General features: G+C 38.7%; 10 protein-coding genes and 1 pseudogene. 9 read left to right on the top strand and 2 right to left on the bottom strand.

The annotated features are described in order from the left end of the window. The first annotated feature begins 13 nt into the window (after positions 1-13). The 4 genes and pseudogenes from ganA to ACQ5H4_RS18235 all read left to right on the top strand — a co-directional run bounded on the left by ganA (position 14) and on the right by ACQ5H4_RS18235 (position 5,305). The gene (ganA, locus tag ACQ5H4_RS18250) at positions 14-2,083 is read left to right on the top strand and encodes a beta-galactosidase GanA (protein WP_430776416.1); all 2,070 of its coding nucleotides are present in this window, start codon (positions 14-16) and stop codon (positions 2,081-2,083) included. Between the two features lie 246 nt (positions 2,084-2,329). After that, positions 2,330-3,490: pseudogene (gene ganB, locus ACQ5H4_RS18245) on the top strand (arabinogalactan endo-beta-1,4-galactanase); the annotation flags it as partial. Then, entirely contained in the window at positions 3,488-4,183 is a 696-nt protein-coding gene (locus ACQ5H4_RS18240; protein WP_430776446.1) for an Ig-like domain-containing protein, read from the top strand. The pseudogene ganB and the gene ACQ5H4_RS18240, both read left to right, overlap by 3 nt. A 132-nt stretch (positions 4,184-4,315) precedes the next feature. Beyond that, positions 4,316-5,305 (top strand): LacI family DNA-binding transcriptional regulator, encoded by a 990-nt coding sequence (locus ACQ5H4_RS18235; RefSeq protein WP_430776415.1) that lies wholly within the window; start codon positions 4,316-4,318, stop codon positions 5,303-5,305. A gap of 219 nt (positions 5,306-5,524) precedes the next feature. Here ACQ5H4_RS18235 and ACQ5H4_RS18230 read toward each other — a convergent pair whose 3' ends face one another. Further along, positions 5,525-6,391: a dimethylarginine dimethylaminohydrolase family protein gene (locus ACQ5H4_RS18230; protein WP_430776414.1), complete on the bottom strand. Its 867-nt coding sequence runs from the start codon at positions 6,389-6,391 to the stop codon at positions 5,525-5,527. Positions 6,392-6,791: 400 nt separating this feature from the next. On the opposite strand from ACQ5H4_RS18230, the gene ACQ5H4_RS18225 reads away from it, so the two are divergent. From ACQ5H4_RS18225 to ACQ5H4_RS18205, 5 genes are all read left to right on the top strand, one after another. After that, on the top strand, positions 6,792-7,976 hold the full coding sequence (locus tag ACQ5H4_RS18225; protein WP_430776413.1) for a galactokinase: 1,185 nt from the start codon (positions 6,792-6,794) through the stop codon (positions 7,974-7,976). Further along, on the top strand, positions 7,973-8,962 hold the full coding sequence (gene galE / locus ACQ5H4_RS18220) for a UDP-glucose 4-epimerase GalE (RefSeq protein ID WP_430776412.1): 990 nt from the start codon (positions 7,973-7,975) through the stop codon (positions 8,960-8,962). The genes ACQ5H4_RS18225 and galE overlap by 4 nt, the downstream gene beginning before the upstream one ends. An 18-nt stretch (positions 8,963-8,980) precedes the next feature. Further along, entirely contained in the window at positions 8,981-10,468 is a 1,488-nt protein-coding gene (gene galT / locus ACQ5H4_RS18215) for a UDP-glucose--hexose-1-phosphate uridylyltransferase (RefSeq protein WP_430776411.1), read from the top strand. 160 nt (positions 10,469-10,628) lie between these two features. Continuing rightward, on the top strand, positions 10,629-11,606 hold the full coding sequence (locus ACQ5H4_RS18210; protein ID WP_430776410.1) for a bile acid:sodium symporter family protein: 978 nt from the start codon (positions 10,629-10,631) through the stop codon (positions 11,604-11,606). Positions 11,607-11,754: 148 nt separating this feature from the next. Next, the gene (locus ACQ5H4_RS18205) at positions 11,755-12,183 is read left to right on the top strand and encodes a VOC family protein (protein ID WP_430776409.1); all 429 of its coding nucleotides are present in this window, start codon (positions 11,755-11,757) and stop codon (positions 12,181-12,183) included. A 66-nt stretch (positions 12,184-12,249) separates the two neighbouring features. On the opposite strand, the gene ACQ5H4_RS18200 is transcribed toward ACQ5H4_RS18205, so the two are convergent. Beyond that, positions 12,250-12,549, bottom strand: coding sequence for a hypothetical protein (locus tag ACQ5H4_RS18200; protein WP_430776408.1), 300 nt, complete (start codon positions 12,547-12,549; stop codon positions 12,250-12,252). Positions 12,550-12,589 lie beyond the last annotated feature (40 nt).

The following is a 12,589-nucleotide window of genomic DNA, read 5'->3' as shown; positions in this document are numbered from 1 at the left end:
GAAGGAGAAGACAATGAAAAATCATCATAAAACCTATACAACAAATGCGAAATTCATGCTTCATGGAGGAGACTATAATCCTGATCAATGGCTGGATCATCCTGAAATTCTAGCGGATGATATCAAGTTAATGAAGCTTTCCCATACCAATACCTTCTCAGTTGGAATTTTTGCTTGGAGTGCATTGGAGCCAGAGGAAGGCAAATACCACTTTGAATGGTTAGATGATATTTTTGACAATATTGACAGGATTGGTGGAAGAGTCATTTTAGCCACGCCAAGCGGAGCACGCCCTGCTTGGATGTCGGAAAAGTATCCGGAGGTTCTTCGTGTAAATTCTTCTAGAGTGAAACAATTACATGGAGGAAGGCATAATCATTGTTTTACCTCTCCAGTTTATCGTGAAAAAACACAGGAAATGAACCGAATGTTAGCGGAAAGATACGGTAGTCATCCGGCTTTATTGATGTGGCATATCTCAAATGAGTACGGTGGAGAGTGTCACTGTGATCATTGTCAAACGGCTTTTAGGCATTGGATTAAAAACAAATATAATCATGACCTAAAATTATTAAACGATGCGTGGTGGGGACCGTTTTGGAGTCACACCTATAGTGATTGGTCTCAGGTTGAATCACCCTCTCCAATTGGGGAAAGCATGGTTCATGGCTTAAACCTAGATTGGCGACGTTTTGTTACAGATCAAACGATTTCTTTCTATGAAAATGAGATTGCTCCATTAAGAGAGCTGACGCCAGAGGTACCGATCACAACGAATTTTATGGCGGATACATTCGATTTAATTCCGTTTCAAGCACTTGATTATAGTAAGTTTGCGAAGCATGTGGATGTGGTTAGCTGGGATGCCTATCCAGCATGGCACAATGACTGGGAAAGTACGGCGAATTTGGCCATGAAGGTTGGTTTCATTAATGATCTTTATCGTAGTTTAAAACAACAACCTTTCTTGTTAATGGAATCCACTCCAAGCTTGGTAAATTGGCATAGTGTGAACAAAGCAAAGAGACCAGGTATGCATCTTCTTTCTTCTATGCAGATGGTTGCTCATGGATCTGATAGTGTAATGTACTTCCAGTGGAGAAAATCACGTGGGTCGTCAGAAAAATTCCATGGTGCTGTGGTGGATCACGATAACAGTACGAACAACCGTGTTTTTCAAGAGGTAGCTCAAGTTGGGGAAACATTGGAAAATCTATCTGAAATAGTAGGAACGAATCGTCCAGCAGATGTTGCTATTCTTTACGATTGGGAAAGCAACTGGGCTCTAAATGACGCACAAGGATTTGGATTGGACACCAAACGCTATCCTCAAACCTTGCAACAGCATTACAAGGCTTTCTGGGAAAAAGATATTCCAGTAGATGTGATAACAAAGGAGCAAGACTTTTCATCTTATAAACTATTGATTGTTCCTATGCTGTATTTAATGAGTGAAGAAACGATTTCGCGGTTAAAATCTTTTGTCGCAGCTGGCGGAACACTAGTCATGACCTATATTAGTGGCCTTGTAAATGAATATGACCTAACGTACTTAGGTGGATGGCAGAAAGACCTCCAGGAAGTATTTGGCCTAAAACCAGTTGAAACAGATACGTATTATCCAAAAGATCGAAATCATGTAGAGTATAACAATCGTACGTATGAACTAAAGGATTATGCTACAATCCTCGAACTAAATACTGCAACGGTAAAGGGTGTATACACAGATGATTTCTATGCAAATACTCCAGCAGTAACTAGCCACAAATATGAAAAAGGAAATGCTTACTATATTGGTGGTCGATTAGAAGATCAGTTCCAAAGGGACTTTTATGATGAAATAATGAAAGATTTGGCTTTAGAATCTGTGTCTTCAGTAAAACATGGCAAGGGGGTCTCAGTACAAGTAAGAAATGCTCCGGAAAGTGACTACATTTTTGTTATGAATTTCACCGAGGAAAATCAAATGGTTACCTTTGAGTTACCGGTAAAGGATAAGATCACCGGTGAAGAATTGCTTGGAGAAGTAACGTTAGAGAAGTATGAAGTAAGAGTTGTTGAGAAAAAAAGAACGACAAATTAACGTGAATGCATACATGGGTGGGACCGGGAACCCACCCATGTATTTATGATTTGAATGGAAACGTTTACTACTCGAATACACATCTTAGCATGATTTCCATTAATATAAGAAATTTTTGATAAAGGTGAGGAGAGTATGAGAGAGATGAATAGAGTGTTCGCTAGATTGCTAGCATTTACATTAATCATAAGTTCTTTTTTTTTGCATCCTAGCGAAGGGGATGCACAGGTAAATCCAGTGGAAAGTGATATTTTCGTAAAAAGAGTAACGGGAATCGATGAGGATTTTATTAAAGGGGTGGATGTGTCTAGTATCATCGCTTTAGAAGACAGTGGAGTCAAATTTTATAATGAAGCAGGGAAAAAACAGGACATCTTTAAAACGTTACATGATGCAGGAGTGAATTATGTTCGTGTGCGAGTATGGAATGACCCTTACGATTCAAAAGGCCGTGGGTATGGCGGCGGGAATAATGATATAGAAAAGGCAATAGAAATTGGAAAAAGAGCAACCGCCAATAACATGAAACTGTTAGTAGACTTCCATTACTCAGACTTCTGGGCTGATCCAGCGAAACAGCAGGCACCAAAGGCTTGGAAGAACCTGAACTTAGAGGAAAAGAAAGTAGCACTCTATGAATATACAAAAGAGAGCTTACAAGCCTTGATGGATGAAGGAATCGATATTGGCATGGTGCAAATCGGAAACGAAACAAATGGTGGTCTTGCGGGAGAGAAAACTTGGGAAGCAATGAGCCAATTATTTAATGCAGGAAGCAAAGCCGTTAGAGAACTTGATTCTAACATGTTAGTGGCCTTACACTTTACCAACCCAGAGTCTTCAGGTAGATACGCTTCTATCGCCAAAACACTTCAAGAAAATGAAGTGGACTATGATGTATTTGCAAGCTCCTATTACCCATTCTGGCACGGAACTTTATCGAATTTGACCTCCGTTCTAAAGAATGTGGCAAATACGTACGAAAAGAAAGTAATGGTTGCAGAAACCTCCTATACATATACAAAAGAGGATGGAGACGGCCATGGAAATACAGCACCAAAGGATTCAGGGCAAACATTAAATTATCCAATCACGGTACAAGGACAAGCGACAGCCGTTCGTGATGTCATCGAGGCGGTGGCTAATGTAGGGGAAGCAGGAATAGGCGTTTTCTATTGGGAGCCGGCTTGGATACCTGCAGCTCCAGACAAAAAGCTAAAGAAAAACCAACAGTTATGGGAGAAATATGGATCAGGCTGGGCAACTAGTTATGCGGCAGAATATGACCCAGAAGATGCGGGCCACTGGTATGGTGGAAGCGCGGTTGACAATCAAGCGCTGTTTGACTTTTACGGTCGTCCGTTATCCTCTCTAAATGTATTTAAATATGTTGATACAGGGTCGGTGGCACCTATTAAAATTGACGAAATAAAGGATGTTTCACTAAGTGTCATTGCAGGTGAAGAGATTACATTGCCAACAACTGTACAGGTTACCTACAATAATGGAAGCTCAGGGTCTGTTCGTGTCACTTGGGACGAAGAAGCAGTGCAACAAGCGATTAAGACTGGCGTTGGTAGCTATGAGTTGAACGGTGAAGTAGAAGGTGGAGGAACAGTCAAACTTCAACTTACAATTAATCCTGAAAATTTTGTGATGAATTCAAGCTTTGAAGAAAATGATAGAACTATGTGGAACATCCAATATAAGAATGGAACCGTACCTCATACTGATTTTCAATATAAGTCTACTGATGCAAAGTCTGGGAATTACTCCCTTCATTTTTATTCTGGAGAAGAAGTGAATTTTACAGTAGAACAGAAAATTACTGGATTAGAGCCGGGTTACTATAATCTTTCAATGTTTTTACAGGGTGGAGATGCCAATAACTCGGATATGTATTTGTACGCATTCGCAGGTGGTCAAGAATACAAAACGCAAACCTTTGTTAACGGTTGGGTGAACTGGAGTCATCCGTTAGTGTCTGATATTCTAGTGCTAGATGGGACGATTACGATCGGAGCTAGCATAAAAGCAGATGGAGGGGCATGGGGAAGCGTAGATGATTTTTATTTATACAAGGTAAAAGATATCAACTAAACATGATGCCAAACGAGGTCTGACCTCCTTGACAGGGGGCAGACTTTGTTTCATTTTCTAATTTAATCCTTTCTTTTTATATAGGGATATGGAATGATAAATATATGAGATTAGCGAGATAGAGGTGATGATATGGCCACGATCAAAGATATTGCAGAAAAGGCCGGTGTATCTATTGCTACTGTTTCCCGAGTATTGAACTATGATTCTTCGCTTTCGGTTACGGATGAGACAAGAAAAAAGATATTTGAAGTTGCAGAAAAACTCGAATATAAACGTCGAGTTGTACGAAAATCAAGCCCTTCAAAGTTTGCGATTGTTCATTGGTATACAGAGAAAGAGGAACTCGAAGATTTATATTATATGTCAATACGGTTTGGAATAGAAACAAGATGTCAGCAGCTGGATGCACAAATCGTAAAGTATTTTTACAATGATATCGAGGAGTTAAAGCAGGAAAATATTCAAGGAATTATCGCAATAGGAAAGTTCAGTGAAAACCAAGTAAGGGCTCTTGCGGAGATTAGTGAACACATCGTTTTAGTAGATCATAGTTTGATGGATGACTCGTATGACTCAGTTATTACTGACTTTGATAAGGCCACTAAAAAGATCGTTGATTATCTATTGGATAAAGGACACACTTCCATCGGGTATATTGGTGGTCAAGAATACTACCGAGATCAATCAGGTGAAATCACAGACCTTCGTGAGAAGACATTTTATAGCTATATGAATGAGAAGGAATTATGGAACGACCGCTTTATTTACACAGGATCCTTTTCAGTTGAAGACGGATATCGATTAATGAAAGAAGCGATCCTTGAGCACCAAGAAACGTTACCAACGGCTTTCTTTGCCGGAAATGACCTTCTTGCCATTGGAGCCCTCCGAGCATTACATGAAGAAAATATTGTGGTTCCAGACAGAGTGAATATCATTGGTTTGAATGATATTAGTGTTTCAAAATATATTTATCCATCACTATCAACATTAAAAGTCCATACTGAAATGATGGGAGAAGTTGCGGTTGATTTAGTTATGGAACGAGTGATGGGACGTAAAGTGTCCAAAAAGGTGCAACTGGGAACAGAGCTGATTATTCGTGACAGTAGCTTTTAGTAAAATCCATAACAGATAGAAACAAAGAAATGGCATACGAATGGAGTATGCCATTTTTTCTTTGATAAAATTTTAGTATAGAAGGTATTGACCCAACTAGCATCAATACCTTTTAACTAAGTAACCAACTCAAACTAGTGAAATCTGCTCAATTCAAGGGTCTTTCCGTTTGGCTTCCTGCAATGAAACTTACAGAGAAAGTTATTCTTAGACGCTGACCTATGAATTTGACCTTGACCTAAGAATAGGCAGCGTACAGCAGCGGAAAGAGCCTCCTGACTTAATAATTTCAGTGATATCAACTTCTATTACTTCAAAGCCACGGTCACGAAGCTGCTTATTTACATTTTTATTTACGGGCAAGCTCAAGATTCGCTTATTTCCTATTCCAAGCACATTAGTCCCAAGAGTGAACTGTTCTTCATCAGATACTTCTATCAGTTCGTATCTTGATCCAAAAATGTCGAAGTCTTCTTTTGTCAAAGCTTCGGGGAAGATAAGGGCTAGCTCTGGTGATACAACATTAAAAACACAGTCTAAATGTAAATATTCTGCCTTGAACTGGATGGCTTTAACATCAAACTGGGGCAGAAGATGTTTTAAGTGATCAACTGCCTGCTGGCTGGTCCGATCACTTAACCCAATGTACACGGTGTCTCTATCAATAATTACATCTCCGCCTTCAATCTGATCTCCTACAATATTATAGTAGGAGAATCCTTCATCCTCCAGCCACTGCTTTAATACATTATCTTCTCCCTGCCTCACATCACTTGCCATATCGGCTACAAATACAGTATGTCCGAGTGTAAACCCTATGTCCCTTGTAAAAACCTGTTCCGGGTATTTCTTATGGTAAGGAAGCAAAATAACTTCAATGCCGTGATTCCGCATCGTCTGTACCATTTGATTATGCTGTTCTAATGCAGTTTCAATATGTATTCCTTCATTTTGAAAGTGCTTTTGGGTCTCATTAATCACATCCCTGATCGTCATGTACTGCGGCTGACAGCAGATCACTCGTTTTAATGCATCGTATTCACTGAAACAGATCGTTTTATGTTCCATATTGGATTCTAATGTCATATTTAGGTCCTCCTATAAATTGTGACAGTATCAATAATATTCCCTTAATAGGAGGTAAAAATGATGAAGTATTGGTTATTTATCTTGTGCTAGTTCTTTTCTATTGAAGAATCCATCTGCAAAATCTTTAGCAGAAACAAATTTAGGGCTCTCGTTAGGATAGAAAAACGGATCTCTTTGGAATTTTCCTTTTTTAAGCAATAGCTCAATGGTTAAATCACAAAAAAGTGTATGTGAAAGAGGTCTTTTGTTCGCTAATAAAATTTTTACTAAAACATTGACTAAAATTTACTTAAAGAATAAAATAAACAGTGTAGACGTTTTCATTTATCTGATATTTAAAACCATTGTTAAAGATATTCATTAGATTTTTACTAGAAGAAGTGGAAGGATGATAACCATGGAGAAACAGGAATTATTTAAAAAGTTTGTAGAGATATTTAAAGTAGAAGATCATGTGCGACTCTTTTTTTCACCAGGGAGAATTAACCTTATCGGAGAACACACAGATTACAATGGAGGGAATGTGTTTCCGGCTGCCATTACTTTCGGAACGTACGGATTAGTAAAGGAAAGGGAAGACCGTTTGGTTCGTATGTATTCAGAGAACTTTCCAGAAAAGGGGATCATTGAATTTTCATTAGATTCCTTGGAATATGATGCCGCTCACAATTGGGCAAACTATCCAAAAGGTATGATTCGCTACGTTCAGGAAAGTTTCGGAATTCTGCCAAACGGATTTGACTTTTTAATCAATGGGAACATTCCAAATGGTGCGGGTCTATCATCTTCTGCCTCACTAGAAATGTTGATGGGTGTCATCCTTGACGAGGTATACGATCTGAAAATTGACAGAGTCGAGCTTGTAAAGCTAGGACAGAAGGTAGAAAACAAATTTATTGGTGTAAACAGTGGTATCATGGATCAGTTTGCGATTGGCATGGGGAAGGAAAACTGTGGCATTTTATTAGATTGTCAGACTCTTACTTACGAATATGCACCTCTTAATCTAGAAAACCACAAGATTATTATTATGAATACAAATAAGCGTCGAGAGTTAGCTGACTCGAAGTACAATGAGCGCCGAGCACAATGTGAAGAAGCCCTTGACTGTTTGCAAGCGAAATTGGATATCGAGGCATTAGGTAGTTTAACGGAAGAACAATTTGAAGCGAATCGTGAGTTGATTGGAGATGAACTTTTAGAAAAACGAGCAAAGCATGCCGTGTATGAAAATGGTCGTACGATTAAGGCTTTGAAAGCTCTAAAGGAAGGAAACCTTGCTTTCTTTGGAGAACTGATGAATGCTTCTCATACTTCTCTTAAAGATGATTACGAAGTAACAGGTATTGAACTGGATACACTTGTAAGTACTGCTTGGAGCCAAAAAGGGACAGTTGGTGCACGAATGACTGGGGCAGGGTTTGGAGGCTGTGCCATTGCTCTAGTAGAAAAGAATTGCGTTGATTTATTTATTAAAGAAGTCAGTGAAAGTTATTTAGAAAAAATTGGATATGAAGCAACCTTCTATGTAGCAAGTATTGGGGACGGAACGAAAGAGCTTAAGGGAGAGTTGATAGGATGAGCGTATTAGTGTTAGGTGGGGCAGGATATATTGGTTCGCACGCAGTACATCAGCTAATCGATCAAGGATACAAGGTGGTTGTTATTGATAATCTCCAAACAGGACATGAACAGGCCATCCATCCTCAAGCCACTTTTTATAAAGGGGATATAAGAGAAAAAGAGTTTTTAACCTCTGTTTTTCAAAAGGAAAAAATTGAAGGGGTTCTCCATTTTGCAGCCAATTCCCTTGTTGGTGAATCCATGGAAAAGCCACTACTGTATTTTGATAATAATGTATATGGGACGCAAGTGTTACTAGAAGTCATGAATGAGTTTGATGTGAAGAATATTGTCTTTTCATCAACTGCAGCCACATATGGTGATCAAAAAATCATGCCGATTACAGAGGATACACCAACACTTCCGACCAATGCATATGGAGAGACGAAATTAACGATGGAAAAAATGCTGAAATGGTGCAGCAGTGCTTACGACATGAAGTATGTGGCGCTTCGCTACTTTAATGTAGCAGGAGCAAGACCTACTGGAGAAGTGGGAGAGGACCATACACCAGAAACGCATTTGATTCCGTTAGTGTTACAAGTGGCTCTTGAGCAAAGAGAGTTCATCTCTGTGTTCGGGGATGACTACGATACGCCAGATGGAACTTGTATCCGTGATTATGTACATGTAGAGGATTTAATTGCTGCACATATTCTTGCTTTCAAGTATTTAGAAAATGGTGGAGAGAGTAATGTGTTCAATCTTGGAAGTAACCAAGGATTCTCCGTGTTGGAAATTATCGAGACAGCTAGGAAAATTACGGGGCATAGCATACCTGAAAAAATCGTGGCAAGAAGAGCAGGAGATCCAGCAACGTTAATTGCTTCTTCTGAAAAGGCAAAACAGATTCTAGGTTGGAGCCCTAAGCGTACCAATATTGATCAAATTATTGAGGACGCATGGAGCTGGCATCAGTCACATCCAAATGGGTACGAAAAGTAATGGAAGGAGAAAGACTCCATGGAAATACATGCATTGATTCAATCACTACTTGACCAATCGATGGAATGTGAAATGATTGAACCGGAAGATGAAATATATGCAAGAAACCAGCTAATGTCTCTTTTACAACTAGCTGATTACCCTGAGAAAATGGAAAGGTTAAAGGGAGCAAGTATTCCAGATGTGTTAGAGCAAATCGTTCAGTATGCCTTTGAAAAAGGGATGGTTGGTATCCTCGATGCAGATAAAGAAATCTTTTCAAGCAAGCTCATAAATGTTTTAGTACAAAGACCTTCGGATGTGAATCGTCGTTTTTACCGTCACTATGAAAAAGATCCAACATGTGCAACAGAGTACTTTTACCAATTGAGTCAAAATAGCAATTATATCCAAACAAAAAGTATTGCGAAGAATATTAGTTATAAAACGGATACGCCATACGGTGAACTAGATATTACCATCAATCTGTCAAAGCCAGAAAAGGATCCAAAACAAATTGCCCTAGACAAAGAGAAAAAGCAGGATGTGCAGTATCCAAAATGTCTCCTATGTGAAGAGAACGAGGGCTACGTGGGACGTGTTGGTCACCCAGCTCGCTCCAATCATCGAATGATTCGACTAGAGCTCGAGCATGAGCCATGGTATCTTCAGTATTCTCCATATGTGTATTATAACGAACATTGTATTGTGCTCTCCAAAGAGCATCGTGATATGAAAATATCTCGAAAAGGATTTGAAAGATTATTATCGTTCGTCGAAAAGTTTCCACATTATTTCGTTGGCTCAAACGCGGATCTTCCGATTGTAGGTGGATCAATATTAACTCATGATCACTACCAAGGCGGAAATTATGAGTTTGCGATGGCAAGAGCCGATGAAGAGTATTCTTTTCAGATGAAGGAATTCTCAAGTGTATCTGCAGCAACAGTCAAGTGGCCGATGTCGGTTATTCGTTTACGATCACGAAATAAAGAAGAACTGATACTAGCAGCGGACTATATTTTGACTAGTTGGAAGGGCTATTCGGATAAAAAAGTTGATATTCATGCCTATTCAGGAGATACACCGCATAACACGATTACTCCAATTGCTAGAATGCGAGAAGGGGAATTCGAGTTAGATTTAGTATTAAGAAATAACCGAACGAGTGAAAAGCATCCATTAGGAATCTTCCATCCGCACAGCGATGTTCACCACATTAAGAAGGAGAATATCGGACTAATAGAGGTCATGGGACTAGCGGTTCTCCCTGCTAGACTAAAGGAAGAATTAGAAGAAGTAAAAGCGTATATATTAGGAAAGTCTGAACTAGTTAAAGACTATCATCTCTCATGGGCGGAGGAATTAAAGAGCAAGTACGAAACAGAATGGTCGGATAATACAGCAGAAGAAATGTTAAGAAAAGAAGTAGGGTTGAAATTCCAACGAGTGCTTGAGGATGCGGGAGTATTTAAAAGAGATGCATATGGTCAAGTGGCCTTTCAACGTTTCTGCAACAACCTTTAGAAAAAAATATTTAATTTGTAAAAAACGAGAGCCTATCACGATGTAAAGGCTCTCATTTTTTATTATAAAATTTTACTAAAAAAATTTGTCAAAAAATATTACAAAATTATAAATGTTTGGAGTATAATGAAAACTATATTTTCACAGGGGGTATACAACTATGAAAGCATTAGAAAAAGCAGGAATATTTGCAGGAAATACCTTTGCTTATTGGGTACTACTATTTGCAGGGTTGGCATTATTATTTCCAACAGGTTTTACTTGGATTGGTCCTCATATCCCATTATTATTGGGAATTATCATGTTTGGAATGGGCATGACGTTATCGGTAAATGATTTTAAAGAGGTTTTCAGACAACCGAAAGCAGTATTTATCGGCGTATTGGCACAGTATTTAATCATGCCATTCTTAGCCTTTGGTCTTGCAACTGTTCTTGGGTTGCCAGCTGAAGTGGCTGTAGGTGTTATCCTTGTGGGAGCTTGCCCGGGGGGAACATCTTCAAACGTTATGACGTATTTAGCAAGAGGGAACACGGCCTTATCTGTATCGATTACATCTGTTTCAACATTATTAGCACCGTTTTTAACTCCGGCCATCACTCTTTTATTAGCAAGTAAATGGTTACCGGTGTCACTAAGCGCCATGTTTATATCTGTTGTCAAAATCGTTCTTGTACCAATTATCTTGGGGTTGATTGTGAAAACTCTGTTCCGCACACAAGTTGAAAAAAGTGTCAAAGCTCTTCCATTAGTATCTGTTATCGGAATCGTAGCCATTGTGGCAGCGGTTGTTAGTGGAAGCAAGGAGAAGATTCTTGAAAGTGGTTTATTGATTTTAGCAGTCGTTATTTTACACAATGCATTAGGATATCTATTAGGTTTCCTTGCAGCTAAAGTGTTGAAAATGGATTACAGTGACCAAAAGGCGGTTTCTATTGAAGTAGGAATGCAAAACTCTGGACTTGCTGCAGCATTGGCTGCTGCACATTTCTCTCCACTGGCAGCAGTACCAGGAGCAATCTTTAGCGTATGGCACAATGTATCAGGCTCACTTCTTGCAAATTATTGGGGAAAGAAAGCTGAAAAAGCAAATAATAGTCAAAGTGCAACTGGAGATTCAGAAGAAATTCAAAAATAAAATGAAACCCGTACTCTTTGATAAAGTGTACGGGTTTTTTATTTGAGGAAAATGGAAAATCTAGTTATTGAAATATTGCGTAGATAGGCTTATTCTGGTATTCTATTATAGAACATTTGTTCTATAAAATTTAAAAAAGAGGTGTCTTATGATTTTAGGAATTCATCCGTATTTAGTGTTGAATGGAAATGGGCAAGAAGCGGTTAAGTTTTATGAAGATGCAATTGATGCAAAGGTAGTTTCTCTTCAGACATTTGGAGATATGCCAGACAATCCGGAATACCCTACTCCTCCTGAAGCAAAAGACCGAGTGTTAAATGCACATTTAAAGATAGGAAATTCTGATCTCATGCTTTCCGATACATTCCCAGGACAGCCGTATCCGATTGGATCTCAAGTAACAATCGCAATAATAATTAATAGTGTTGAAAAAACAAAAGCAGTGTTTGAAAAATTACAAGATGGCGGAGAGGTATTAATGCCACTACAAGAAACCTTCTGGAGTCCAGCTTATGGACAGGTAACTGATAAATTTAATATGACTTGGCAGGTTTCAACAGAGATTAAAAATGATTAATTAGAAGTTTTAATTGATTGAATGTCATGAGAAACCGCCCTAAGATCAACCTTAGGGCGGTTCCTATCAACTTAAATATGAAAAGTTAATTCTTGGTTCAGATACGATGAACAGCTGTCCATTCTTTTCTTCGAGACCTAATCTAAACGTGTTTGGGTTTCCAGGTATGGTAATATCAACAAATTCGGGTGTATCATTGTTTTTATCCAATTTAAACTCTACATAAGTGTGCGTACCAACATGAAAACGCCGAAGTATTTTTTGATGCTTAACTTCACAAAAGATCGCCTCGTGTAAATTTACGCTAGTAAGCTCCTTCCCTAATAAAGAGCGTAACCGTTCTATAACATCTGCCTTACTAATCATTTTCTTCTTTCCTTTCACAACTAAATCCATATTGCTTGGT

This window comes from Bacillus coreaensis, from assembly GCF_050586445.1.
GTDB lineage: Bacteria > Bacillota > Bacilli > Bacillales > Cytobacillaceae > Robertmurraya_A > Robertmurraya_A coreaensis.
The sequence above is the reverse complement of the archived record's forward strand: the minus strand, read 5'-3'. Positions and strand labels throughout refer to the sequence as shown.

What these genes read in the sequence shown, in the direction of transcription:
- ACQ5H4_RS18205 (WP_430776409.1), top strand. Translation starts at nt 11,755, where the DNA reads ATGATTTTAGGAATTCATCCGTATTTAGTGTTGAATGGAAATGGGCAA.
- ACQ5H4_RS18210 (WP_430776410.1), top strand. Translation starts at nt 10,629, where the DNA reads ATGAAAGCATTAGAAAAAGCAGGAATATTTGCAGGAAATACCTTTGCT.
- ACQ5H4_RS18230 (WP_430776414.1), bottom strand. Translation starts at nt 6,391, where the DNA reads ATGACATTAGAATCCAATATGGAACATAAAACGATCTGTTTCAGTGAA.
- ACQ5H4_RS18235 (WP_430776415.1), top strand. Translation starts at nt 4,316, where the DNA reads ATGGCCACGATCAAAGATATTGCAGAAAAGGCCGGTGTATCTATTGCT.
- ganA (WP_430776416.1), top strand. Translation starts at nt 14, where the DNA reads ATGAAAAATCATCATAAAACCTATACAACAAATGCGAAATTCATGCTT.
- ACQ5H4_RS18200 (WP_430776408.1), bottom strand. Translation starts at nt 12,549, where the DNA reads ATGATTAGTAAGGCAGATGTTATAGAACGGTTACGCTCTTTATTAGGG.
- galT (WP_430776411.1), top strand. Translation starts at nt 8,981, where the DNA reads ATGGAAATACATGCATTGATTCAATCACTACTTGACCAATCGATGGAA.
- galE (WP_430776412.1), top strand. Translation starts at nt 7,973, where the DNA reads ATGAGCGTATTAGTGTTAGGTGGGGCAGGATATATTGGTTCGCACGCA.
- ACQ5H4_RS18225 (WP_430776413.1), top strand. Translation starts at nt 6,792, where the DNA reads ATGGAGAAACAGGAATTATTTAAAAAGTTTGTAGAGATATTTAAAGTA.